This window comes from Ochrobactrum sp. BTU1, assembly GCA_018798825.1.
Taxonomy (GTDB): Bacteria; Pseudomonadota; Alphaproteobacteria; order Rhizobiales; family Rhizobiaceae; genus Brucella.
In genome coordinates, this window is the sequence record CP076355.1 from 311,920 (window position 1) to 335,000 (window position 23,081).

Sequence of the window (23,081 nt, forward strand, 5' to 3'; positions counted from 1 at the left end):
TTATGAGCACGCTCGCACTCAGCCGCTACCTTCCTGATTTCTCGACGCATCGTATCGCCGACGAAGCGGTCGAAATCATTGCGGCCCCCGCACAGCCGCAACCTTTGTCGGAGCGCTTGCAGCACACCGATCTGCAAATAGAAGCTTCAGAGAAGCCTCTATTTGCAGAGCAGGAGGAAGTCGCATGCATTATCGCGATTGAAGAGGAAAAGCGGGCTGCATTTGAGGCCGGTCGCGAAGACGGTCACAAGGAGGCAGAAGCGCTTTACGAAGCCGAGAAGACCAGATTGCTGCGTGAGCATGAAGCGGACGTTGAAGCATTGCGTGCGAGTTTCTCTCGTGAGCAGGCCAATCTCCTGGCGGGTGCTTTGACGGAAGCTGTGAGCGAGCTTGAACAATCCATATCGGCGCAGATTGCCGAGGCTCTGGCACCGTTGCTGGTAGCCAGAATCGAACAGGACGCAATTGCCGGTTTCGCGCAGCGGATCAGCAAGCTGGCTCTGGAAGGAGAAGCGCCTGAAATCTTCGGTCCAGCGCATCTGCTTGAGCCGCTCAAGGATCATGCCGACCTTCTGCCACCTGGATGTCGTTATACTGAGAACGCATCCAGCGAACTCTCATTTTCCTTTGGCGATCGTGTGCTTGAAACACGCGTCGCGCCAGTTCTGGAAGAACTAAGGGAAGCTACCAGATGAGCATTGATCCGGAGACCAAGCGCGAAATCATAATTGTCCGCCGTGGCAAGAACGATGATCATGATGGTCATCATGGCGGCGTTTGGAAGATCGCTTACGCCGACTTCATGACGGCGATGATGGCGTTCTTCCTGGTCATGTGGCTCATCAATGCCGCCAACGAAGAAAGCAAAGCGGCTGTCGCCAGTTACTTCAATCCCGTTAAGCTGATGGACCGTCATTCAAGTCCCAAGGGCGTGCAGGACATTGACGAACAGAACGGCAAAGTTCGCTTCGAGAGCGACACGCAGATCGAAAACGGCACCAAGGTTATCAACGATAACGCTGCTTCTCCGCCCATTGAGCAGGAAGAAAGCCGCATGTTCCGCGAGCCATACGCTGTGTTGTCGGAACTTGCGCATGAAACTGGCGTTTTACAGAACCAGTCCGCAAAAGGCGATGGCGGCAGCGCACAGGCTGGCACCCAGACAGGCAGTGACGGCGGCGATGCCTATCGAGATCCTTTCAGTCCCGATTACTGGTCGAACAGGGCTGCGGAAGAACTGACGCCGCCGGAAGCTGCTCCGGCTACGCCGCCACAACAGACAGCGGAAGCCAAAGCCAAGTCAAAAGCCGAAGGGGCTGAAAAGCCAGTAGGAGCCCAGGAAAAACTGATTTCTGATTTGAAGAAGGCAGCGGAGGGAAATACGACGACGGATGACGGCAAAGCGGCACAGGCTGAACCTATGCCGGACGTTACAGTCGTCCCGGTCGATGGCGGTGTCATGATTCAGCTGACCGACAAAGTCGACTTCGGCATGTTCACGATTGGCTCCGCCAAGCCGGATGCGCGCGTTGTGCAAATGCTTGAACGCATTGCACAGGTTATCGCGCGGCAGTCGGGTGACGTTATCATCAGCGGCCACACTGACGCGCGACCCTTCAAGAGTGCAAACTACGACAATTGGCGTTTGTCTTCGGCGCGTGCGCAGATGGCCTATTATATGCTGGTGCGTGGCGGGCTTGATGAAAAGCGTGTTCTGAGAGTTGAAGGCTATGCCGACCGCCAACCGAAGAATGCTTCCGATCCAAATGCCGCCGAGAATCGCCGCATCGACATCTTCCTCAAGTCCAATCCATGAAGAAATTGGTAATGCGCGCACTGCTCGTACTTGTTGCAAGCCTTCCGCTGGCAAGCGGAGGTGTGGTGTCGTATGCGCAGACGCAAGCAGCAGACGAGCCACGCAGCCTGCCGGTGCTTGAACCCTATAAGCTTGTCCGCTCGCTGCGTATGTTGCAGGATCAGCTGGTTTCCGGAAAGCCAGAAGCTGTTGTTATGCTCAACAGGCTGTTGATTTTTGTGAGTGCTGATATGGAACGCGCTCCAAAAGAGTTTTGGGACAAGCCTGAGAATATTTATGCGGCCATCATCTATCTGTTTAACGGTGGTAACCCTGATGCTGTGAGAAAAGTGCTTGCTGGTTTTGATGGCAAGACTGTTCCGCCAGAGCTCGTCAAAGGTGCGCTTGCCTACGCATCGGGTCAGAATATTGAGGTGGTGAAGCTGTTCTCAATGCCGCTGTCACCACAGCTGCCAGCCGAGCTACGCTCTTCCATCGTGTTAGTAACAGCTAGCCAGATGACGGCTTTTGATCCGGCAACAGCACTTCTGCGTCTTGATCAGGTGCGGCTCGATAGTCCGGGTACGCTTTTTGAAGAAGCGGCTATTCGTCGTTCGATGCCGATTGCCGCCAAGCTCGGTGATGCAGACAAGATTAGAATGTTGTCACGCAATTACCTTCAACGCTTCCCGCGCTCTCCCTATATGAGGGATTTTATGAAGCAATTTGTGGACGCGGCGTTGAAACTCAATGACCGCATCGGCAATGCCGAACTGGTCAAGCTGATCGGTACAGCTGATACGGTCATGCAATATTCACTTTATCTGCAAATTGCTCGCGGCGCTCTGGTGGATGGGCAGACAGATCGCGCTCGCTTCATGTCGGCTGAGGCAAGAAAGCTAGCCGACCATCTGAAAGCTGATCCGAGCAGAGCCAATCTTTATGCAGCGGCAAGTGATGTTGCTTCGGATTCCGCCAAAGATGCATTGCGTGAATTGTCTCAGATTTCGCCTGATCGTCTGCAGGAACGTGACAGGCAGCTTCTACAGGCGGCCGAAGCTGTAGGATCGTTGGTGACGCGCAAGCCTCCCGTTGAGAGCATTGCAAAGCCAGCCAGAAGCGAAACTGACATTCCGGCAATGCCGATTGCTGACGGTGATGAGGCGCCCGCCGTGGCCAAGGCGCCAGAGACCGCTTCTCCTGCTGCCCGATGGAAGCCATCCCAGGCTGCAAAACCGGAAGATGATGTGCAGAAGACCATGGATGATGCGCGGCGCAAGCTTGCGGAAATTGATGCCTTGCTAGGAAAGACTATTCAATGAGCGTAGATCTTTTGCTCACTACGGCTGGAAGACTGGCTTCACTTGCCAGGAGTACAGGCGCCCAACAGGGCGCTGTGGCAAAAGCCAACCGCGAAAATCAGGAACAGTCTGAATCGGACAAACTGTTTGGCGCATTGCTGGAAAAGTCTCAAAACAAGCTATCGCTTGAAGGCGAACAGAAGGATGAGACGCAGTCGGAAGATAGCGACAGAGCTGATCAGGATACGCCCGTTCAATCTTCGGCCTATGGTGTGTCGCAGAACCTGCTTGCACTTGCTGTAGGGTTCAGCAATCCGAAAGAAGACGACCAGCCAGCTGCACCTAATACTGCTACCCAGCCGTCGATAGATGTATCGGCGCTGGCAGATACCAAAGAGGCTGCAGACCTTGCACTGACGGCTGCAGTTGCCGATGGCCTGCCTATGCCTGATGCAGAGCCAAAGAAGGATCAGAAGGAAAACGTTCAGGCAAATAAGCAGACGCAAGCAACAGCCGATCCCAGGGGGGCGGCAAAGCCTGAAAATTTGTTCACTCACACTCGACCTGCTGCAACTCAAGATCAGCAGACTGACAGCGCCACAGACGGCTCTTCTGCACTGCCCAAGCCTGAGCTTTCACTTCAGTCCAGCAATGCTGCAGAAGCTGATCGTCCAAATGTTCAGCCGCAGCAGCAAACCGGGAAGTCTGCACCTGCAGACTATGTAAAGGCCCCTGCATCAACTACGCCAACGGCTGCAGCACGCATCGCGGATATCCAAGTCCTCTCTGAACGCAGCTTTGGTGCTGTGAAGACTTTGCAGATCAGGCTCGACCCGATTGAGCTTGGCAGGGTGACCGCTCGTATTCGTCTGGTTGCTGACAGTGTGGAAGTGCATCTGGTTGCTGACAAAGCAAATGCTGCCGACGCGCTGGCTGCCGATCGTTCAATGATCGAAAAAGCTTTGAAAGTCGCAGGCATTACCGACGACACGAAAATTTCTGTCACAGTGACTGAACGTGGAGCAGCCAGTGCAGTTCAGCACAGCTCCGCAAGCCAAAGTGCGGGGCACCAACAGGCCAGCTCTCAACAGCAAGGCCAGCAGACCGCTGACATGCAAAATGGCTCGGATGGCCGGGGAAATTCGCAGGCACAATTTATGGGTGGTGAGGGCAGGCAGAATGGTGAATCTGGACAGGCAGACAGCAATAATGCACGCACTCGTAGACCGACTGAAGACAATGAACGCGAAATTTCTGGTTTTTCTGGCGGCTGGAATCGCGGCATCGTCGTTTAGTTTAACAGACGCTAAAGCAGAGAACATTTGCGAACGGGAAATGCATCGAGCTTCCGCCCGCTATGATGTGCCACTCGGTATTCTATATTCTGTTGGTCTGACAGAAACCGGGCGCAAAAACTCGCTTCAGCCCTATGCGATGAACATTGAAGGAAAGGCTGAGTTTTTCCCATCTCAAGCTGCTGCTTTAAGGCGTTTCACCCAGGCACACGCGGAAGGTGTAAAACTTATTGATCTGGGCTGTATGCAGATCAACCACTATTATCATTCCAGCGAATTTCCGTCTGTCGGCGCGATGCTGCAACCAAGCCTTAATGTTGATTATGCAGCGCGCTTCCTAAAGCGTCTGCGTGAGCGCGAAGGCAATTGGACGATGGCAGTAGCGCGTTATCATGCAGGTCCGAATAACGATCCTGCACAGAAGCGATATGTGTGTCGTGTGATGGCAAATATGATCGCAACAGGCTTCGGAAATTGGACGCCTCAGGCGAAAAACTTCTGCGCAGGTTGACCAAGAATCCCACAAAATTCCGGGTTGTAGAGCGGCGCCGTATACACGCTACTTTCATGGGGCTCAACCTCTGATTGCGCGTGACTAGATAATGTGTTTTAGAGGGTAGTTTTTTAAGTCCTTGTAAAGAATCGTTAAACTTCGTGAGCTCGTTAACGACTTGTTAAGCTTTCCAGACCAAAAGTGTCTGGCCTATGCAATCATGGCGATTCATATTAAATTAGATATTACTAAAAAGCCTCCCAATTTATTGCGGGCAATTTTGTGTAATTGCCGCTGACTCCTCATGCCAGCTACTGCTGTCTTGCGTGGGTTAACATATTGATTCGGAAGGCGGGCCGATGATCGTAGTCGTAGATGAGCGGAATATTGTGACTGAGGGGTACTCCTCTTGGTTCAGCCGAGAAGGCATCACGACAACCGGGTTCACACCATCCGATTTCAATGAATGGGTCGAAAGCGTCCCCCATCAGGATATTATGGCTGTAGAAGCCTTTCTAATTGGCGAGTGTGAGGCTCAGAACGGTCTGCCAGCGCGTATTCGTGAACGCTGCAAGGCGCCTGTTATTGCCGTAAACGACCGCCCGTCACTGGAGCACACTCTGGAGCTTTTTCAATCCGGGGTTGATGATGTCGTCCGCAAGCCAGTTCACGTCCGCGAAATCCTCGCCCGCATCAACGCCATTCGCCGCCGAACAGGTGCTTCGGCTGCATCAGGTAATGATGGAACCGAGGTTGGACCGATCCGCGTTTTCTCCGATGGTCGTGATCCACAGATAAATGGTGTGGATTTTCCGTTGCCACGTCGTGAGCGCCGGATCCTTGAATATCTAATTGCAAACCGTGGTCGCCGCTTGAACAAGGCGCAGATTTTCAGCGCGATCTACGGCATTTTCGATAGCGAAGTCGAAGAGAATGTGGTCGAAAGCCATATTAGTAAGCTTCGCAAAAAATTGCGTGAAAAGCTTGGTTTTGATCCTGTTGATTCAAAGCGTTTTCTTGGATACTCAATTAATATCGATTGAGATTCGTGTCTTTTCTATCGAGCTTTTACAAAGCTCAAATCCAACAATTCGCGGTTTTTGAAGGTAGTCTTGTCCGGGCAAGCCTGAAACTGATTGTGTCCTCAGTAAAAGCGTAAAAAAATTCTAAGGCTACAGTTTCACGCAAGCGTGGCCCGATAGCTTATCTGCGGATTCTCAAATTCTCAGGAGTTGCCAATGAGCCTCTACGGTATGATGCGGACCGGCGTTTCAGGCATGAACGCGCAGGCTAACCGCTTGTCGGCAGTCGCAGATAATATCGCGAATGCAAGCACGGTCGGCTACAAGCGCGCCGATGCGCAGTTCTCATCGCTCGTTCTGCCAAGCACCGCAGGCCAGTATAACTCCGGTAGCGTCGCGACCAATATCCGCTATGGTATTTCAGATCAGGGCGGCATTCGTTCGACAGCCTCCGCGACCGACCTTGCAATCGACGGCAATGGCTATTTCGTCGTCAGCAACGCTGATGGCACACCTTACCTCACGCGTGCAGGTTCGTTTGTGCCGGATCAGTTCGGCAATCTCGTCAATACGGCTGGTTATTACCTGATGGGTTATCCTGCGGATGCTAACGGCAATGTTAATACGGTCGCCAACAGCTTTGACGGTCTGGAACGTGTAAACGTGAAGCCGTCGGATCTTATTGCGACGCCTAGCACGTCCGGCAACTTTACCGTCAACCTGCCTTCTACTGATTCGGTCCCTGCTGCTGGCGAATTCAATCACAAGACATCGCTGATCGCTTACGACAATCTCGGCGGCAAGATCACGCTGGATGTCTATTTTACCAAGACCGCCGATAATACCTGGGATGTTTCGATTAAGAACGCCGCAGATGGTGTTGAAGTCGGCACGACAACGCTGAACTTCGATGGCACAAATGGTAAGCTGCTTTCTGGCGGTGACGTTGCTGTCGATCTGACAGCTTATAACGGTCAGGCGTTGAACCTTAATCTTGGTTCGTCCAAGCAACTCGCAAAAGACTATACGATCACTGAAGCTGTTATCAACGGTCAGGCCCCTTCGTCTATCAAGGGGGTTGATATCGGTAAAGACGGTTCGGTTGTTGCTCTTTATGAAAACGGTTCGCAGAAGCTGCTTTACCGTATTCCACTGGGAACTGTGGCAAGCCCGGATCGCATGTCGGTGATAAGCGGCAACGTTTTCTCGCCAAGTGCAGAATCCGGCAATATTCAGCTAGGTTTCCCTGAAAACGGGGGCATGGGCAAGGTTTCTGCAGGTGCGCTTGAAGAATCCAATGCGGATATCGCGCAAGAGCTGACTGATATGATCGAAGCTCAGCGCAGCTACACCGCTAATTCGAAGGTCTTCCAGACCGGCTCCGAATTGATGGACGTGTTGGTTAACCTGAAAAGATAAATTGATGCAATTCCGGGGAGGTGGTCAGCCTCTCCGGAATTGCAGTTTTAAAACTGGACTGTTTTCGCAACAAAGACGGTTCGATGTAGGATGGGGATAAGATGTCGCTTAGTTCTGCTCTTCTGACGGCCAAAAGCTCGCTTGCGGCAACGTCCAAGCAGACGTCAGTCGTCTCTCGCAATATTGCGGGAGTCAATGATCCTGATTACTCGCGCCGCACTGCGTCGCTGGCTTCGGGGCCGTATGGTTCGCTTTATGTCAATATAAGCCGATCCGCTGACGAAGCGTTGTTCAACCGCTTTATTCAGTCAAACAGTGCTGCATCGTCATCATCCATTCTTGCAGGCGGACTTGACCGCCTTTCGTCGCTTTATTCTGCAGATAATTTCTCGGGTTCGCCTTCGGCGTTGATCGGCGATCTTCGCGATGCGCTCCAGACTTTTGCTGCCTCGCCATCCAATTCGGCTCTTGGTGATAGCGTTGTTTCGACTGCCCAGTCACTAGCCAATGCACTGAATACAGGCACGAAACAGATCCAGTCTCTGCGCACAGATGCAGATAATGAAATCGCGGACTCCGTTGCCAATATCAACGATGTGTTGGCGAAGTTCGAGAAGATCAATCAGCAGATCGTTAGCGGCACACGTGCCGGCAATGATGTGTCCGATTTTCTTGATCAGCGCGATTCATTGCTGAAGCAGCTTTCCGGCGAACTGGGCATCACAACAATGGTCCGCGGCGATAATGACATGGTCATCTTTGCGGAAAATGGCGTGACGCTGTTTGAAACCACGGCGCGCAACATCAGCTTCGAACCCTCTGGCGGTCTGGCGGCTGGTGTTGCTGGCAATCCAGTTCTCGTCGATGGTGTGCCACTTACACATGAAACATTCGATCAGCCTTATGGCACCGGCCGTCTGAGTGGGCTTCTGCAGCTGCGTGATCAGATTGCGCCGCAATATCAGATGCAGCTCGATGAGATCGCTCGCGGTCTGGTGTCGATGTTTGCAGAAACCGAACAGGCTGATGCAGGTCCAAAACTAACAGGCCTTTTCGGCTGGTCAAATTCGCCTGCCATTCCGGGCGCGGGTGTTACAGCTGGTCTCGCAGGCACGATCAATGTGTCATCGGCGTTTGTTGCAGCCGAAGGCGGCAGCTCGCTGCTGCTGCGCGATGGCGGTGCAAATGGCGCGAATTACAAGTATAACTCAGCCGGTGCGAGCGGCTTTAGCGATCGTCTGCGTGCTTTAAATGAGGCGTTCTCCGAGCCACTGACGTTCGCTTCGTCGGCTGGGCTCAGTTCAAATGCGAGCCTGATCGATTACAGCGCGTCGTCCATCAGTTGGCTGGAAGGCAAGCGCAAGACTGCGAATGCCAATTTCTCTTATAACCAGACTGTAGCAGTTCAGGCCGATCAGGCTCTGTCCAATGCCAACGGTGTCGATATAAACACCGAAATGGCGCTGCTTCTCGATCTGGAACATTCCTATCAGGCATCAAGCCGCGTGTTGACGACGGTCAACGCCATGCTTGACGAACTCCTCAGAGCGGTGTGAGGCTTATGAAAGCGCAATCTATTTCTACCTATGGTGCAGCTTCAGCCCTCAAGGTTCTCGTAGCAAAGACGAAGGCTGAGCTTGCAAAGGCGCAGCAGGAAGCCACCACTGGTACGGTTTTCGATGTTGGTTTGTCGCTTGGTTCCAAGGCTGGACAGACTATATCGCTGCGCAAAGAATATGATCGCCTTACCGTTCTCACCGACATGAACAAGCTACTGCAGCAGCGCATGACGACGACACAGACTGCGACCACGACCATTATTGAGAACACGCAAGATTTTCTTGGTGATCTAACAGGTGCCAACAGCACCGTTGAAAGTGCCCAGACTGCGGCGAAAGTGGCAAAGTCTTTGCTGGATTCAGTCACAGGCCTGCTAAACACCAGCTATAACGGCGAATATCTCTTCTCAGGTGTCAACACGGATGTGAAGCCGATTGCTGACTACACGGAAGGCAGCCGGGCGCAGAATGCAGTTCGCCAGGCATTTGAAGTTCATTTCGGCTTTGCTATGGATGATCCGCAGGTCGCCAATATCACTGGCGACCAAATGAAGACCTTCCTTGAAGGTGATTTTGCCGAGCAATTCAATGATGCCAACTGGGATGCCAATTGGTCGAATGCCTCTGATACGGTGATCAAGAGCCGCATTTCACCGACCGAAACAGCTTCGACCTCCATTTCGGCGAATGCTGATGGTTTCCGCAAGACCATAATGTCTGCTGTCATGGTTTCCGAGTTCGCAACGATTAGCTTGAGTAATTCGGCGTTTCAGGCTCTGACAAATCAGGCAATGCAGACCACAACGCAGGCAATTACGGAGACGACTTCTGAGCAGACGACGCTGGGTCTCGCTCAGCAGCGCACTAATGCCGCTACAACACGGATCGGGGCGCAGCAGAAAATCCTCAATGAATCGGTTCTGGACCTTGAATCGGTCGATCCTTATGAGGCTGCCACGCGCGTCAATGCGCTGATGTCGCAGATCGAGACTTCTTATGCGCTAACTGTTCAGCTGCAGAATATGAGTTTGCTCAACTATCTGAAATAAAACCATTTGAGCGCTATACGCTCTCTCGATGCATAAAGGTCGGTGTCAATTATGAGGTCGACGAATCGTGCTTTTAATACGGTGGGGCGCTCACCCGACCTGAAGAAGAACATCACAAATCGGGCAGCGTGATGCGGTTCGTACGAGTGATGCCGGAAAACGGAGACTAAATGTATCAGCTGCGCTACGAAGACGTCATGAATGATGATATGGCGAGCGCCAAGGAACGCGAGCGGATGCTTTTTGATCGCTCGATTGAAATGCTCGCCGCTGCGAAAGCCCATGGTGCGGGATCGCGCGAGGGCATCGATGCTTCCTACTTCACAACCAAGCTGTGGACCACAATCATTGAAGATCTTGGTTCAGAAGAGAATGTGCTTCCAAAAGAACTGAAAGCCGCAATCATTTCGGTTGGAATCTTCATTCTCAAAGAAATCGAGCAAATTCGACAGGGTGAAAGCACCGATTACGACACTCTGATCGAGGTTACTCAATCTATACGTGACGGACTTTGACATGACGACGAGCGGCAAATCAGCGATCCGTCTTTCGCTACGTGCAGGCGAAAAGATTTATATCAACGGTGCGGTTTTGAAAGCTGACCGTAAGGTTTCGCTGGAGCTTTTGAACGACGCGACATTTCTTCTGGAAAACCACGTTTTGCAGCCGGAAGAGACGACATCCCCGCTGCGTCAGCTCTATTTTGCGGCACAGACGATCCTGATTGAGCCGGCTCTGAGGGAACAGGCGCGCAACACATTTGCACAGATGTTGAAGGGCATGTTTGCGACGTTCAAGGATGCGGAAATCCTCAATGCGCTCAAGCTCGTTGATGAGCTGGTGCATAACGGGCGCGTCTTCGAGGCACTGAAAACAATTCGCACGCAATATAAGCGTGAGGCAGAGCTGATGGGTGAAAAAGGCCTGTCGGTGCCTGCCATACAAACAGAAAAGCCTATGGCATCGGCCCAAGAATCTAAGTCAGTTTTTGGAACCAGAGCCGTGTAAAAACAAACAGATAGAGCATTTCCAGTAATTCAGCTTTAACAGGAAATGCTCTAGAGCGTCCTTTGGGACAAACAGCGCTCTAAGGGGCAAGTCTATGACGACAACATCGACAGTCGGCGCCAACAATACGGCAAACTCGTCATCAAGCAGCAGTTCCGCCGCCGCCAAGGCGAGTGTGGATTATGATTCCTTTCTGAAGCTTCTCGTTACCCAGATGCAGAACCAGGACCCCACACAGCCGATGGATGCGACGCAATATGTCTCGCAGCTTGCGACATTCTCCAATGTCGAACAGGCAGTGCAGATGAACAGCAAGCTCGAAACGCTGATCGCCAATTCGTCGCTTTCGCAGGCTGAAGGCTGGATTGGTCGCACGCTGACGAGTGCTGACGGCGCGGTTACGGGTGTGGTCAAGTCTGTCACGATTCAGTCTTCGGGGATGCTTGCTGAACTCGAAGACGGCAAGACGATGCTGATCGGCCAGGGCGTCAAGATCAGTTAAACGATGTCTCCAAAACCGACTGCGGGTTTAGAGACAATCGCATGCGCTAAAAATCTAGATTGAGACGAAGTTTCGATAGTTCATTTGAACCGAAACTGGGCAAAAGCGCTGTGCGCTGAGGACCTTACCTGTGAACGAAGCTGATGCGCTCGATATCGTAAATTCGGCGATCTGGACCGTGCTTATGGCGAGCGGTCCAGCCGTACTTGCGGCAATGCTTGCAGGTATCGGCATCGCGCTTTTTCAGGCTTTGACCCAGATTCAGGAAATGACGCTGACTTTCGTGCCGAAGATCATCGTTATTTTTGTGGTGCTTGCCTTTACCGCGCCATTTGTTGGCGCGCAGATCAACTCTTTCACGCTGCTGGCCTATTCGCGCATCGAAAAGGGTTTCTAGAGCGCGTTCCGATCTGATTTTATCAGATCGACGCCCTAAGCCGTCTTATTGGAAACATAATCTTATCGATCTTCGTTTCACTCCGACAGGATTTTTGCTCTAACGCAGCCCTCGCGCAAGCTTCGTCGTTTATGTTCCGTCTGATAACAGGAGACGGACGTGCAGCAGGCAGTAGCTAAGCCATTGACAAAACGTGGAATTCTGACCGGTGGCGACATGGGCCTTGCTGCCGGTATCGTCATTATTTTGACAGTGCTTTTCCTGCCGGTTCCAGCGGTTGTTCTGGATATCGGCCTTGCTTTCTCGATTGCTTTCTCCGTTCTTATCCTTATGGTTTCGCTGTGGATTCAGCGCCCGCTTGATTTTTCGGCGTTCCCGACGGTGCTGCTTATTGCGACCATGATGCGTCTGTCGCTCAATATTGCGACGACACGCGTGATCCTGACCCATGGTAACGAGGGCTATCTGGCGGCAGGCCATGTTATTCATGGCTTTTCGCAGTTTGTGATGGGCGGTGATTTTGTCATCGGTCTTGTGGTTTTCACCATCCTCATCATCGTCAACTTCCTGGTTATCACCAAGGGCGCGACACGTATTGCGGAAGTAGGTGCCCGCTTCACGCTCGATGCTATTCCCGGTAAGCAGATGGCGATTGACGCCGATCTTTCGTCGGGTCTGATCGACGAAAAGCAGGCACAGCATCGCCGTCGTGAACTGGAAGAAGAAAGCTCGTTCTTCGGTTCGATGGACGGTGCGTCCAAGTTCGTCCGCGGTGATGCGATTGCCGGTTTGATCATCACCGCTGTCAATATTTTCGGCGGGATTATCATTGGCGTTACCCGCCATGGTATGGATATTTCGGAAGCTGCTGACGTCTTCACCAAGCTCTCGGTTGGTGACGGTCTGGTTACGCAGATCCCTGCGCTGATCGTTTCGCTCGCAGCAGGTCTTCTGGTGTCCAAAGGCGGGACCCGCGGTTCCGCAGATCAGGCGATCTTTGGCCAGCTCGGCGCTTACCCCAAGGCGCTTTTGATTGCTGCCTTCCTTCTCTTTGTTCTCGGCATCATGCCAGGCCTCCCGGCTTTCCCGTTCTTCCTGCTTGGTGGTGCGATGGCATTTGTCGGTATTGCCGTGCCACGCCGTCAGGCGCGTCAGCGCGAGGCAGAAGAGGCAGAAGCACAGTCGAAGCAGCGTGACGCAGAAGACCTGGAACGCAACTCGGTCAAGGCTTCGCTGGAAACCACACAGATTGAACTTTGCCTGGGCAAGCAGCTTTCCGCACGCCTTATTGCTTCGCAGCAGGAACTTGCGCACCGCGTTGCCAAGATGCGCAAGAAGTTTGCGCAGGAATATGGTTTCGTCATCCCAGAGATCAAAGTTACCGACGATATTTCGCTGCCGCCAAAGAGCTATCGCATCAAAATTCACGGTACCGCAGTTGCGAGCCATGAATTGCGGGTCGGTGAAATTCTCGTGGTGTTGGGCGAGCGTCCATTGCCATCCATTCCGGGTGAGGAAGTACGGGAACCAGCTTTCGGTATGCGTGCTTATTCCGTGCCCGAGACTTTTGCTTCAGATCTTCGCCGCGATGGCTATATGACTGTCGACAACTTGTCGGTTCTGCTTACCCATCTTAGCGAAATCGTGCGCAATAATCTGGCGCAGCTTCTCTCCTACAAGGATATGCGTATTCTGCTGGACCGCCTTGGTCCGGAATACCGCAAGCTTCTGGATGACATTTGCCCAGCCAATATTTCCTATTCTGGTTTGCAGGCAGTCTTGAAGCTGTTGCTTGCGGAGCGCGTCTCGATCCGCAATCTGCATCTTATTCTCGAATCCATCGCCGAAATTGCACCTCTGGTCCGTCGACCGGAGATGATCGTCGAGCATGTTCGGATGCGGATGGCGCAGCAGATATGCGGCGATCTTTCAGACAATGGTGTTCTGAACGTGCTTCGTCTTGGTAATCGTTGGGACCTCGTGTTCCACCAGAGCCTCAAGCGCGACAACAAGGGTGAAATCGTCGAATTTGACATCGACCCGCGCCAGCTTGAGCAGTTCGGCACAGAAGCAACCACAGCAATCCGCAAACATTTCGATAGTGGCGAGCGTTTCGTCCTCGTTTCTTCGCCGGAAGCGCGCCCTTACATCCGAATGATTATCGAGCGGCTGTTTGCAACGCTTCCCGTGCTTTCACATGTGGAGATTGCGCGTGGTGTCGAAGTGAAATCGCTCGGCGCGATTTCCTGACGGGGGAGTGAACCCGTTGCCCATCACGCAACTGCCGATCAATGAACTTGTCTTTGCGGCCATGCTTGCATTCTGCCGCGTTGGCGCGTGTCTGATGCTGATGCCCGGCATTTCAAGCGGACGCATTCCCTTGCAGGTACGATTGTTTATCGCGCTTGCCTGTTCATTTGCGGTCTTGCCTTTGGTGATCCAAAATATTGCTCCGAGCCTTGATGGCAGCCATCCGCTCGCGATGTTCCGCCTCATGCTCAGCGAAATGTTCATCGGAGGGGTGATCGGGATTCTGGCGCATATCTATTTTTGGGCATTGCAGTTTATGGCCAACATGATGGCAATGGCGGTTGGTTATTCGGGTACCCCAGCAGATGCGATTACGGAAGCAGAACCACAGGCAACGCTTGCGACCATTGTTACTTTCAGCGCGCTATTCCTATTTTTCGTCACGGATTTGCATCTTGAAATTCTGCGAGCACTGCTGAGCTCCTATACGGCTATCCCTGTTGACGGGCATTTCAGGCCTGATGCTGCGATGATCGACATCAGCGATGCGCTTTCTACAGCATTTCTGGCGACGTTACGCATCGCAGCACCCTTTATCGTGTTTGCGATTCTGGTCAATTTCGCCATCGGTCTTATCAATAAGCTGACGCCGACGATCCCGATCTACTTTGTGTCGATGCCCTTCGTGCTGGGCGGGGGGCTTCTGGTTGTCTACTTCATCCTGCCCGAATTGCTGCGTTTTTTCACCGGCGAAGCTGCAACGCAGCTGCGCGATCTGTTCTGAGGATTGCATGGCTCAAACCAATGCCCGTAATCTGAAAAAGCTTATCACCTTGCAGAAGCTCGGCGCTGCACGGCTGGAAGCCTCGCTGTCTGTAACCAGCAACCGCAAGACTGTTCTGGATGAAGAACGTGACGCGCTGATCGCCATGCAGGATCGCCGTTATGACGGCGATGCCTTTACGGTCGATCCATCTCTGCTCATCAAACGGCTGGGGGCGAATGCGCTCGCAACAGACCAAATTGAGCAGCAGCTCGAATCAGAACGTATATGCCTTTTGAAAGAACAACGTCGGGTAGAACTTTTGGAAGATCGGCTCGAAACTGTTCGCAATGGTGCCGAAAGACGAGAGCTTGCAAGCCTAATTGAAGAGTTTGTTAGCCGGAAAACCACCGCGCCGCAAGACTATAAGTCGCGATCTCGATAGAAAAAAAGTAATAAAATCAGTTGTTTGCAATAAATCTGGTGAGTTTGCGCTGGCCGCGTTGACCAAGGTTTTGTCATAAAATTGAAACTGATTCGTACCACAAGCTTCAGTCAAGTTTGACAGATTAATGTGCAATCAAGAGATGAAGAAGGACAAGTTGTATGGCGATTAATCCGCCGTCAGATCTGGTTATGGACGTGGCGCGTGCGGCTGACCCGCAGGCGTATCGCCTTGCGGCAGAGCGTCTGAAATCCATATCGGCAAGCACTGGTCCCGTGGGCGCTGATACGGATACGGGAAAAAACTTCGTCAGTTTTTCTGAAAGCCTGGCTTCAGGCGTTCGGTTCAATCCGCAAGGGGCGAACACAGTCAACCCGGCTTATCGGAAGTTTGAAGCTTTCATGCTGCAATCTTTCGTCCAGTCGATGTTTACCAGCGATACGACGGCCACCTTCGGCAAGGGCATCGCAGGCGAATACTGGAAATCAATGATGGCCGAAGCGATGGCGAACAAGATGGCCGATACCGGCGGCGTTGGTATCGCAAAAATGCTTGAAGCGCAGGCAGCGCAGAAGGTGCGCGCGGAAAACTCGTCAACCTTGGCCTTAGGAGGCGTGATCGACGATCTGGGACAGGGAATGAACACAGACGCAGTTTCAAAAGATATCGTTCACGGATTTGAACGGCAGCTCATTCAGAAACAACTGGGAAACAATGACAGTGGAGATCGCGCTCGTAGCTGATGCTGAACATCGAGCACAAAATCGAGCGGTCAGGACAGCAAACCCTTCCAAGACCTGACTGGCGAATAAAACCGCGACCCGCTGATACCTACAGCGGTTCCCGCTAAGAACGAAACTTTGGAACCGCTGTAACTGTTTGTTTTTACGCATTATCCGACGCAAAGCCACTTCGCACTTTTGCTGGAAATGCAATATAATTGAGGAACTCGAAAATGACTGACACAAGCTCCGAAATCAGCCTGCTGCCGCAAGTGGTGGAAGCAGCACTGGAGGCAAGCTCGGTTCAGGACCTGGAACAGCAGCCCGTACTCACGCCGGTCGTGCGTGCAATTCAGCGTCTTGAGGACGTCATTGATACTGAAACTCGTCTTCTGCTTGAAGGCGGTCATCCGGATCTCGCTGAGATTAATTCACGCAAGAGCCGTGGCCTGTATGACTTCAACAAAGCAATTAAAAAGGCTGCAAGCCTTGCTGAACCAGCGACGATGAAGGGATTGCAGCCATTGCTCGATAGCCTCAAGCAGAAACTTGAGAAGAATTGCGAAGCGCTGCAATTGCATCTGCGTGCTGTTGGCGAGCTGGCCGATCTTATTCGCGGTGCGCTTGAAACGCAGGATGCCGACGGCACTTACAGCATGCAGAGCGCAAGGCTCGGTCACGCAAGATGATCCGCACAATCGTAATCGGCCTCTGGATCTGTGCAGTTGCTTTGGGCTCCCTGTTTTTCGCCGTTCGCCAGAACGATGGATCATCTGGTGAGGTGAAAGCAGAGGCAGGAGGATTCGGTGGGCTCGATTACGTCAAAACGGATGTGATGAGCGTTCCTATTATCTCCAATGGTAGCGTTGCTGGCTATGTCGTAACGCAGTTGGTTTATACGATCGATTCTAATATCCGGAAAAAGATCACGGTTCCGCTCGAATATTTCATCAGTGACGAGATTTTCCGTAAATTCTACGGCAGCTATTCGGATACGAAAGAAGTCGAGAAAGTGAAGTTCGAGGATGTTCGCGCATCGGTGATCAGCGATTTGAATGCACGTTTTCCAGAGCCGGTCATCAAGGACCTGCTCGTCGAGCAGTTCAATTATATTTCCGCTGAAGAAATCCGCGCCATGAATATGCGTGGCGGAGCTGTATCACCCAATGCAGCGGGTAAGCAGGCGTCGACTGAACACTAAATTACAGCGTTCCGGCAAAAGTGAGAAGCAATTTTGTGCTGGATAATCCAATAAAAAATAAAGAGTTAGAGTGAATAGTATTTTCCTGCCAGCTGGCTCAGACGTTCGTCATCCAAAGGGGGCAGGGAAGGGTCTACGGTAAACTGAACGCCGACTTCACGTTTTTCACGCCAGACGATCTGCGCCAGAATTGCTCGCGCGTAATGATCGTCAAAAAGCCAGAACCGCTCTGGAAGATTCGGAACTTCGGTTATTCTCAATCGTGCGCCGTGTGGAGCAATGTCGCAGAATTGGCACTCGATAATGAACCGACCATCAAGATCGATAACTTTTCCTGACCGCAGCCGTGTACGCTGTCGTTCCTCCCTACGTCGTTCCTGAGACGGCTTGTTGCGTACCATGAATTTCTGCCTGCTGTTCCCCTTGAAGAGAAAATATAGCAGGCATCGCTTTAGTATGCGTTACCTAAGTTCAGTGCTCACCGCATTTTTCACATCGACCACGCAGTTCCAGCGTGGTTTTACGTGATTTGAACCCGCTTTGGAGGCTCCATGCACTGACAAGGTTTTCAATGGCCGGCTCGGAGAACTCCGTCACCTGACCGCATTGCTCGCAAATCGCGAAAGCAATCAGTCCGTGCTGGTGGCATTGCGGATGGGCACATGCAACAAAAGCATTGAGACTTTCAAGGCGATGTACCATCCCAAAATCAAGAAGCTTTTCAAGTGCGCGATAGACCTGCAGCGGCGCACGGAAACCGTCATCGCGAAGCTGATCGAGGATCGTATAGGCGCTGAGAGGTCCATCCGCCTTGGACAACACGTTGAAAACAAGTGTCTGATTGCGGGTCAAATCGTGCGATGCATGGTTATGGTGGTGATGATTGCTCATTGTCCAGCGGTCCGTTTCAGTGATGCCTCTCCTTTATGTAGGGGCAAGAGGCTGAAAATGAAAATAGCAAGGGTAGCAACGACGATCGATGGGCCAGATGGCGTGTCGAACTCGACAGAACCATATAGCCCGCCAATGACGCCGAGCGCACCAATCAGAGATGCTAGAATGGCCATTCTCTCTGGTGTGGAGGAAAAGCGCCGGGCAGTCGCTGCGGGAATGATCAGAAGCGATGTAATCAGCAAAATGCCGACGATCTTCATCGCAATTGCAATCACAATTGCCAGAAGCAGCATGAAGACGATCCGTGAGACGGCAGGGTTCATTCCTTCCGCACGCGCAATGTCCTCGCTGACGGTTGCGGCCAGCAATGGGCGCCAGAGCCAGGCAATGACACCCAGAACGAGAATGCCGCCGCCATAGATAAAGGCAATGTCGATCCGCGAAACTGCAAGCAGATCGCCGAAAAGGAATGAGAGGAGATCGATACGCACCCAGGTCATGAAGGCTACGATTACCAGACCAAGTGACAAGGTCGCATGGGACAGAATGCCGAGCAGGGAATCTGCCGACAAAGTATGGCGTCGCTGCAGAAGCAGAAGAATTGCCGAAATCATGACGGAAACGGCAAAAACCCCGATCATTAGGTTGATGTCGAAGATCAGCGCCAGCGCCACACCCAGCAGCGCTGAGTGGGCCATCGTGTCGCCAAAATAGGCCATGCGGCGCCACACAATGAAACAGCCAAGCGGACCCGTGGTCAGTGCAAGACCGACACCGGCAATAAGGGCGCGGGTGAAAAAGTCATCAAGCATGTGGCTTCTCCTCATGATGATGGTGGCCCTCGTGCCCGTTCCCACCGTGATTGTGCCCATCATGGTCGTTATGATGGCCGTCATCGGCATGGCAATGATCTGTTACAGAACCATCGGCATGGAGTACGCGGCCATCGGGCAGGTGGGTATGATCGTGGTGATGTTCATAGACAGCAAGAGGAGCGACCGCTCTGCTGCCGAAAAGTCGCGTATATTCGGGGCTTGAGGTCACATCGCGCGGTGTTCCACTGCAACAGACATGGCCGTTTAAGCAGATAACGCGATCTGTTGCTGCCATCACCAGATGCAGATCGTGTGAAATCAGCAGGACACCGCAACCGGAATCATCGCGCAATTTTGCAATCAGCTCGTAAAGAGCGGCTTCACCGGAAAAATCGACGCCCTGTACCGGCTCATCCAATACCATAATGTCGGGTTTGCGTGCTAAAGCGCGCGCCATGAGGGCGCGCTGAAACTCGCCACCGGAAAGATTGGCAATTTCGGCTTTCAGGAGATGGGAAATGCCGACCGCCTGAAGGGCATCCGCAATTTCACTTTTGCCGAGGGGGCCAGTCAGTGTCATCAGGCGCTCGACTGAGAGCGGCATGGTACGATCAATATTGATCTTCTGCGGCACATAGCCGATGCGAAGGCCGCTTTTATGGGCGATCGCGCCCTCATCGGGCTTCAAAACGCGCAGAGCCATTTTGGCAGTAGTGCTTTTCCCCGCGCCGTTCGGTCCAATCAGCGTAACGATCTCGCCGTGATGGACGCTAAGGTCGACATTGCGCACAAGCCATCGCCCGTCGCGATAAACGCCGGCGCCTTTCAGCTCTATCAATGGTTCCCGCTTTGAATTTGCGGGGAGGGAGGTCTTTTGGGCCATTCTAATTTGGGCTTTCGCTGCCTTTAACGATGCTTTTGGGAAAATGAATCGTGCGTTCTAAAATTCTTGTCTCAAGAATTAGGGAGAGTATGACGATTCGTGTCTGTTTGCGTTGGCCGTCTCTCGGCTGTGCACATTTCTCCAAAAAGAGGTTGTATCTCCTTATTGCAGACGTTATAGCATAACGCAAATGACGTAATAAAATAACATATCACTCATCTATGTTGTTCCCCTCGGCGAATTCTTCAAGAGAGACCCATGAAACATATCCGCTCCCTGCTTATGGCATCTGCATTTATGGCGGCTTTCGGTACAGTGGCGTCAGCCGCTGAGCGCGAAGGCGTCGTTGTTTCCATCAAGCCGCTGCATTCGCTTGTCGCAGCAGTTATGCAGGGCGTGGGTGAGCCGAAGCTCATTGTTCAGGGCGCGGGCTCTGAGCATTCCTATAGTCTGAAGCCATCGGATGCCGAAGCCATTGAACATGCCAAGGTGATTTTCTGGGCCGGGCCTTCGATGGAAACGTTTCTCGACAAACCGTTCGACACATTGGGCGAGGGTGCCAAGGTTGTTGCACTTGGCGAAGCCGACGGGCTGACGAAGCTAAAGTTCCGTGAAGGTGGCCCATTTGAGGCACACGATCATGGCGGCGAGGAAGGCGAGCACGCGCATAACAATGACCATGAGGGCCACAAGCACGAAACTCATGACCATGCGCGTGAAAAAAAGCATGACGACCATAATCACGCCGATGAAGCATCAGAAAAAGCCGATGATCACCACCATCATGGCGAGTTTGATCTTCACTTCTGGCTTGATCCGCAGAACGGCAAGGTTCTCGTCGGTGATATCGCCAAGGTTCTGAGCGAAAACGATCCTGAACATGCCGCGCAATATGAAAAGAATGCTGCCGACTATGCCGACAAGCTTGATGCGCTGACCAAAGATATCGACAGCGAACTCCAACCACTAAAAGATAAACCGTTCATTGTCTTCCATGACGCATATCAGTATTTCGAGAATCGCTTTGGCGTGAAGGCTGCAGGCTCGATCACAGTGAGCCCTGAAAAGGCGCCGGGTGCTGGACGCATCAAGGATATTCACGAAAAGATCAAATCACTGGGCGCTGTTTGCGTGTTCTCCGAGCCGCAGTTTGAGCCAAAGCTGGTCAATACGGTTATCGATGGAACGGATGCGAAAACCGGCACGCTTGATCCGCTTGGCGCGGAATTGAAGGACGGCCCGGATCTCTATCCGCAGCTCATACGCAATCTGGCCGATTCCCTCAAGAGTTGCTTGTCGAAGTAACATTGGTCGCACCCTCGTTCTGGGGCCCCACCCGGAAGCGACCTGTTGTGGTGCCGGGCTGCCTGTATGGGCGGCCCGGCATCTTCGATACGCGATGATTGATTTGAAAATCCCTCCATTCAAGTGCAGGTCGGGATTTTGCAGTGTACCAATGTTAAACCAGCTCCTGCTCACGCCGGATCATCCGTCGAGTATGTTCTAACTGGATCTCTCAAAAGGTGGCTTTGCCGCCTCCTTTTAGCCAATTGAATGTAATGATATAACATAAATCGCCAGCAACGCTGCAACCGCAGCGTACCTTACAACCGCCAGCAAAGGAGTTCCCATGAAAAGGCTTCCCGTCACTGTACTCTCCGGCTTTCTCGGTGCAGGCAAAACCACACTTCTCAATCACGTTCTCAACAATCGCGAGAATCGCCGTGTTGCGGTGATCGTCAATGATATGAGCGAAATCAATATCGATGCGGCCCTTGTGCGCGAGGGCGGGGCAGACCTCTCCCGGACCGAGGAACAGCTCGTTGAAATGACCAATGGCTGCATTTGCTGCACTTTGCGAGATGATCTTTTGAAAGAGGTAGCCCAGCTCGCCGCTCAGGATCGCTTCGATTATCTGCTGATCGAATCGACTGGCATATCGGAGCCTCTGCCGGTGGCAGCAACCTTTGAGTTTCGTGATGAAAAAGGCGAAAGCCTGTCCGATCTGGCGCGCCTCGATACGATGGTAACGGTGGTTGATGCAGCCAATCTGCTGAAAGATTATTCTTCAAATGATTTTCTGCGCGACCGCGGTGAATCGCTGGGCGATGAGGATGAGCGTACGCTGGTCGACCTGCTGGTCGAACAGATTGAGTTCGCAGATGTTGTGATACTCAACAAGATTTCGACTGCGAGCGCGGAGGAGCAAGACCTTGCGCGCAAGGTGATCCGGTCGCTCAATCCCGATGCCCAAATTGAAGAAGTGGACTTCGGTCAGGTCGGACTTGATGCGATCCTCAATACACGACGCTTCGATTTCAATCGCGCTCATGAACATCCCCTTTGGTACAAAGAGCTTCACGGCTTTAACGATCATGTGCCTGAAACAGAAGAATATGGCGTGCACTCATTCGTCTATCGTGCGCGTCGTCCCTTCGATCCGGCCCGCTTTCAGGCCTTTATTGATAAGAGCTGGCCGGGTGTTGTCCGCGCCAAGGGTTTTTTCTGGCTGGCAACAAGGCCCGACTATGTTGGAGAGCTCAGCCAGGCCGGTGCGCTGGTCCGTACCAACAAACGTGGTCGCTGGTGGTCGGCAGTTCCGCGCAGCTATTGGCCGGCAGAACCGGAATGGCATCGTGCAATGCAACCCTATCTCGATGCAGAATGGGGTGATCGTCGGCAGGAGATCGTCTTTATCGGCGTCGATCCAATGAACAGGGCCGCAATTACCGCCGAGCTTGATGGCTGCCTGGTGCCAGAAGAAGTGTTCAAGCCGGAAAGTTGGCTGCGCCTGAGTGATCCGTTCCCGAGCTGGTCGGTCGCGGCGTAAAAAACTACTCAGCCGACAGCGCGGCGATTTCGGAAGCCCTGCTGTCGGCAAGCGTGCGATGGTCGAGCACATTGGCGATTGCTTCACGCACGTCGAGCATCATGTGCCGCACTTCACATTCGGTCTCATCGCAGTCATCGCACGGCTGGTAGTCGGTCTTGCTGGCGCAGGCGATGGGTGCGAGCGCACCGTCCAATGCGCGGATAATATTGCCAATATGAATTTCACTAGCGGGACGTGCCAGACAAAAGCCGCCACCCTTGCCTTTGCGACTCAGCACAAAGCCCGCATTGCGTAGTTCGATGAAGATGTTATCGAGAAATTTGCGTGGGATGTGATGCCGCTCGGCAATCTCACTTGCGGAAATTAGCTGCCCATTAGACACACCGGCAAGATGAACCATGGCTTTCAGGCCGTATTTGCCTTTTTTGGTTAGCA

General features: G+C 52.6%; 26 protein-coding genes (1 of these 26 running past the window's edge). 21 read left to right on the plus strand and 5 right to left on the minus strand.

Features of this window, described 5'->3' with window-relative positions; all coding sequences use genetic code 11:
* Nucleotides 1-2: 2 nt before the first annotated feature.
* The 19 genes from KMS41_12750 (at nucleotide 3) to KMS41_12840 (ending at nucleotide 17,221) form a co-directional block, all read left to right on the plus strand.
* Nucleotides 3-695, plus strand: coding sequence for a hypothetical protein (locus KMS41_12750; protein ID QWK79798.1), 693 nt, complete (start codon nucleotides 3-5; stop codon nucleotides 693-695).
* On the plus strand, nucleotides 692-1,816 hold the full coding sequence (locus tag KMS41_12755; protein ID QWK79799.1) for an OmpA family protein: 1,125 nt from the start codon (nucleotides 692-694) through the stop codon (nucleotides 1,814-1,816). The genes KMS41_12750 and KMS41_12755 overlap by 4 nt, the downstream gene beginning before the upstream one ends.
* The gene (locus KMS41_12760) at nucleotides 1,813-3,117 is read left to right on the plus strand and encodes a chemotaxis protein (protein ID QWK79800.1); all 1,305 of its coding nucleotides are present in this window, start codon (nucleotides 1,813-1,815) and stop codon (nucleotides 3,115-3,117) included. The genes KMS41_12755 and KMS41_12760 overlap by 4 nt, the downstream gene beginning before the upstream one ends.
* Before the next feature lie 422 nt (nucleotides 3,118-3,539).
* A complete protein-coding gene (locus KMS41_12765) occupies nucleotides 3,540-4,391 on the plus strand; it encodes a flagellar hook-length control protein FliK (GenBank protein ID QWK80243.1) in 852 nt (283 codons plus the stop codon).
* Entirely contained in the window at nucleotides 4,336-4,902 is a 567-nt protein-coding gene (locus KMS41_12770; protein QWK79801.1) for a transglycosylase SLT domain-containing protein, read from the plus strand. Before KMS41_12765 ends, KMS41_12770 begins: the two co-directional genes overlap by 56 nt.
* 341 nt (nucleotides 4,903-5,243) lie before the next feature.
* On the plus strand, nucleotides 5,244-5,927 hold the full coding sequence (locus KMS41_12775; GenBank protein ID QWK79802.1) for a response regulator transcription factor: 684 nt from the start codon (nucleotides 5,244-5,246) through the stop codon (nucleotides 5,925-5,927).
* Between the two features lie 195 nt (nucleotides 5,928-6,122).
* Nucleotides 6,123-7,325: a flagellar hook protein FlgE gene (locus KMS41_12780; GenBank protein ID QWK79803.1), complete on the plus strand. Its 1,203-nt coding sequence runs from the start codon at nucleotides 6,123-6,125 to the stop codon at nucleotides 7,323-7,325.
* Between the two features lie 101 nt (nucleotides 7,326-7,426).
* The gene (gene flgK / locus KMS41_12785; GenBank protein ID QWK79804.1) at nucleotides 7,427-8,881 is read left to right on the plus strand and encodes a flagellar hook-associated protein FlgK; all 1,455 of its coding nucleotides are present in this window, start codon (nucleotides 7,427-7,429) and stop codon (nucleotides 8,879-8,881) included.
* Between the two features lie 5 nt (nucleotides 8,882-8,886).
* Nucleotides 8,887-9,933: a flagellar hook-associated family protein gene (locus KMS41_12790; GenBank protein ID QWK79805.1), complete on the plus strand. Its 1,047-nt coding sequence runs from the start codon at nucleotides 8,887-8,889 to the stop codon at nucleotides 9,931-9,933.
* A 170-nt stretch (nucleotides 9,934-10,103) separates the two neighbouring features.
* Entirely contained in the window at nucleotides 10,104-10,448 is a 345-nt protein-coding gene (gene flaF, locus KMS41_12795; GenBank protein QWK79806.1) for a flagellar biosynthesis regulator FlaF, read from the plus strand.
* 1 nt (nucleotide 10,449) lies between these two features.
* A complete protein-coding gene (gene flbT, locus KMS41_12800) occupies nucleotides 10,450-10,941 on the plus strand; it encodes a flagellar biosynthesis repressor FlbT (protein ID QWK79807.1) in 492 nt (163 codons plus the stop codon).
* A gap of 94 nt (nucleotides 10,942-11,035) precedes the next feature.
* Nucleotides 11,036-11,443, plus strand: a complete 408-nt coding sequence (flgD, locus tag KMS41_12805) for a flagellar hook assembly protein FlgD (GenBank protein ID QWK79808.1) — start codon at nucleotides 11,036-11,038, stop codon at nucleotides 11,441-11,443.
* A 130-nt stretch (nucleotides 11,444-11,573) separates the two neighbouring features.
* Nucleotides 11,574-11,840, plus strand: a complete 267-nt coding sequence (gene fliQ / locus KMS41_12810) for a flagellar biosynthetic protein FliQ (GenBank protein ID QWK79809.1) — start codon at nucleotides 11,574-11,576, stop codon at nucleotides 11,838-11,840.
* 159 nt (nucleotides 11,841-11,999) lie between these two features.
* Nucleotides 12,000-14,090, plus strand: coding sequence for a flagellar biosynthesis protein FlhA (gene flhA / locus KMS41_12815; protein ID QWK79810.1), 2,091 nt, complete (start codon nucleotides 12,000-12,002; stop codon nucleotides 14,088-14,090).
* Between the two features lie 16 nt (nucleotides 14,091-14,106).
* Complete coding sequence (gene fliR, locus KMS41_12820; protein ID QWK79811.1) at nucleotides 14,107-14,874, plus strand: flagellar type III secretion system protein FliR; 768 nt, start codon at nucleotides 14,107-14,109, stop codon at nucleotides 14,872-14,874.
* Between the two features lie 7 nt (nucleotides 14,875-14,881).
* Nucleotides 14,882-15,298, plus strand: coding sequence for a hypothetical protein (locus KMS41_12825; protein QWK79812.1), 417 nt, complete (start codon nucleotides 14,882-14,884; stop codon nucleotides 15,296-15,298).
* Nucleotides 15,299-15,459: 161 nt separating this feature from the next.
* Nucleotides 15,460-16,041, plus strand: coding sequence for a rod-binding protein (locus KMS41_12830; protein QWK79813.1), 582 nt, complete (start codon nucleotides 15,460-15,462; stop codon nucleotides 16,039-16,041).
* Nucleotides 16,042-16,253: 212 nt separating this feature from the next.
* A complete protein-coding gene (locus tag KMS41_12835; GenBank protein ID QWK79814.1) occupies nucleotides 16,254-16,709 on the plus strand; it encodes a flagellar protein FlgN in 456 nt (151 codons plus the stop codon).
* Nucleotides 16,706-17,221: a hypothetical protein gene (locus tag KMS41_12840; GenBank protein ID QWK79815.1), complete on the plus strand. Its 516-nt coding sequence runs from the start codon at nucleotides 16,706-16,708 to the stop codon at nucleotides 17,219-17,221. The genes KMS41_12835 and KMS41_12840 overlap by 4 nt, the downstream gene beginning before the upstream one ends.
* Nucleotides 17,222-17,286: 65 nt before the next feature.
* Here KMS41_12840 and KMS41_12845 read toward each other — a convergent pair whose 3' ends face one another.
* From KMS41_12845 to KMS41_12860, 4 genes are all read right to left on the minus strand, one after another.
* Entirely contained in the window at nucleotides 17,287-17,622 is a 336-nt protein-coding gene (locus KMS41_12845; protein QWK79816.1) for a PilZ domain-containing protein, read from the minus strand.
* 70 nt (nucleotides 17,623-17,692) lie between these two features.
* Nucleotides 17,693-18,112 carry a transcriptional repressor gene (locus KMS41_12850; GenBank protein QWK79817.1) on the minus strand — a complete coding sequence of 140 codons (420 nt, stop codon included), beginning with the start codon at nucleotides 18,110-18,112 and terminating at the stop codon, nucleotides 17,693-17,695.
* Complete coding sequence (gene znuB, locus KMS41_12855) at nucleotides 18,109-18,927, minus strand: zinc ABC transporter permease subunit ZnuB (protein ID QWK79818.1); 819 nt, start codon at nucleotides 18,925-18,927, stop codon at nucleotides 18,109-18,111. Before znuB ends, KMS41_12850 begins: the two co-directional genes overlap by 4 nt.
* Complete coding sequence (locus KMS41_12860; GenBank protein QWK79819.1) at nucleotides 18,920-19,813, minus strand: metal ABC transporter ATP-binding protein; 894 nt, start codon at nucleotides 19,811-19,813, stop codon at nucleotides 18,920-18,922. The genes znuB and KMS41_12860 overlap by 8 nt, the downstream gene beginning before the upstream one ends.
* A gap of 258 nt (nucleotides 19,814-20,071) precedes the next feature.
* Here KMS41_12860 and znuA point away from each other — a divergent pair, with 258 nt between their 5' ends.
* Entirely contained in the window at nucleotides 20,072-21,118 is a 1,047-nt protein-coding gene (gene znuA, locus KMS41_12865) for a zinc ABC transporter substrate-binding protein ZnuA (GenBank protein ID QWK79820.1), read from the plus strand.
* Between the two features lie 325 nt (nucleotides 21,119-21,443).
* The gene (zigA, locus tag KMS41_12870) at nucleotides 21,444-22,643 is read left to right on the plus strand and encodes a zinc metallochaperone GTPase ZigA (protein QWK79821.1); all 1,200 of its coding nucleotides are present in this window, start codon (nucleotides 21,444-21,446) and stop codon (nucleotides 22,641-22,643) included.
* A 4-nt stretch (nucleotides 22,644-22,647) separates the two neighbouring features.
* On the opposite strand, the gene KMS41_12875 is transcribed toward zigA, so the two are convergent.
* Nucleotides 22,648-23,081, minus strand: the 3' portion of a protein-coding gene (locus KMS41_12875) for an Rrf2 family transcriptional regulator (GenBank protein ID QWK79822.1). The gene runs 1 nt beyond the window's last position; 434 of the gene's 435 nt are visible here — the last part of the coding sequence; the start codon is cut by the window's right edge — 2 of its three bases fall inside, at nucleotides 23,080-23,081; the stop codon is at nucleotides 22,648-22,650.

Bases quoted from the DNA above. Each gene is read 5' to 3' on its own strand.
- KMS41_12770 (QWK79801.1), top strand. From the start codon at position 4,336: ATGAACGCGAAATTTCTGGTTTTTCTGGCGGCTGGAATCGCGGCATCG.
- KMS41_12825 (QWK79812.1), top strand. From the start codon at position 14,882: ATGGCTCAAACCAATGCCCGTAATCTGAAAAAGCTTATCACCTTGCAG.
- flbT (QWK79807.1), top strand. From the start codon at position 10,450: ATGACGACGAGCGGCAAATCAGCGATCCGTCTTTCGCTACGTGCAGGC.
- flgD (QWK79808.1), top strand. From the start codon at position 11,036: ATGACGACAACATCGACAGTCGGCGCCAACAATACGGCAAACTCGTCA.
- KMS41_12840 (QWK79815.1), top strand. From the start codon at position 16,706: ATGATCCGCACAATCGTAATCGGCCTCTGGATCTGTGCAGTTGCTTTG.
- KMS41_12830 (QWK79813.1), top strand. From the start codon at position 15,460: ATGGCGATTAATCCGCCGTCAGATCTGGTTATGGACGTGGCGCGTGCG.
- znuA (QWK79820.1), top strand. From the start codon at position 20,072: ATGAAACATATCCGCTCCCTGCTTATGGCATCTGCATTTATGGCGGCT.
- KMS41_12765 (QWK80243.1), top strand. From the start codon at position 3,540: ATGCCTGATGCAGAGCCAAAGAAGGATCAGAAGGAAAACGTTCAGGCA.
- KMS41_12760 (QWK79800.1), top strand. From the start codon at position 1,813: ATGAAGAAATTGGTAATGCGCGCACTGCTCGTACTTGTTGCAAGCCTT.
- zigA (QWK79821.1), top strand. From the start codon at position 21,444: ATGAAAAGGCTTCCCGTCACTGTACTCTCCGGCTTTCTCGGTGCAGGC.
- KMS41_12850 (QWK79817.1), bottom strand. From the start codon at position 18,112: ATGAGCAATCATCACCACCATAACCATGCATCGCACGATTTGACCCGC.
- KMS41_12790 (QWK79805.1), top strand. From the start codon at position 8,887: ATGAAAGCGCAATCTATTTCTACCTATGGTGCAGCTTCAGCCCTCAAG.
- znuB (QWK79818.1), bottom strand. From the start codon at position 18,927: ATGCTTGATGACTTTTTCACCCGCGCCCTTATTGCCGGTGTCGGTCTT.
- KMS41_12845 (QWK79816.1), bottom strand. From the start codon at position 17,622: ATGGTACGCAACAAGCCGTCTCAGGAACGACGTAGGGAGGAACGACAG.
- KMS41_12775 (QWK79802.1), top strand. From the start codon at position 5,244: ATGATCGTAGTCGTAGATGAGCGGAATATTGTGACTGAGGGGTACTCC.
- KMS41_12755 (QWK79799.1), top strand. From the start codon at position 692: ATGAGCATTGATCCGGAGACCAAGCGCGAAATCATAATTGTCCGCCGT.
- flgK (QWK79804.1), top strand. From the start codon at position 7,427: ATGTCGCTTAGTTCTGCTCTTCTGACGGCCAAAAGCTCGCTTGCGGCA.
- KMS41_12750 (QWK79798.1), top strand. From the start codon at position 3: ATGAGCACGCTCGCACTCAGCCGCTACCTTCCTGATTTCTCGACGCAT.
- KMS41_12860 (QWK79819.1), bottom strand. From the start codon at position 19,813: ATGGCCCAAAAGACCTCCCTCCCCGCAAATTCAAAGCGGGAACCATTG.
- KMS41_12835 (QWK79814.1), top strand. From the start codon at position 16,254: ATGACTGACACAAGCTCCGAAATCAGCCTGCTGCCGCAAGTGGTGGAA.
- KMS41_12780 (QWK79803.1), top strand. From the start codon at position 6,123: ATGAGCCTCTACGGTATGATGCGGACCGGCGTTTCAGGCATGAACGCG.
- flaF (QWK79806.1), top strand. From the start codon at position 10,104: ATGTATCAGCTGCGCTACGAAGACGTCATGAATGATGATATGGCGAGC.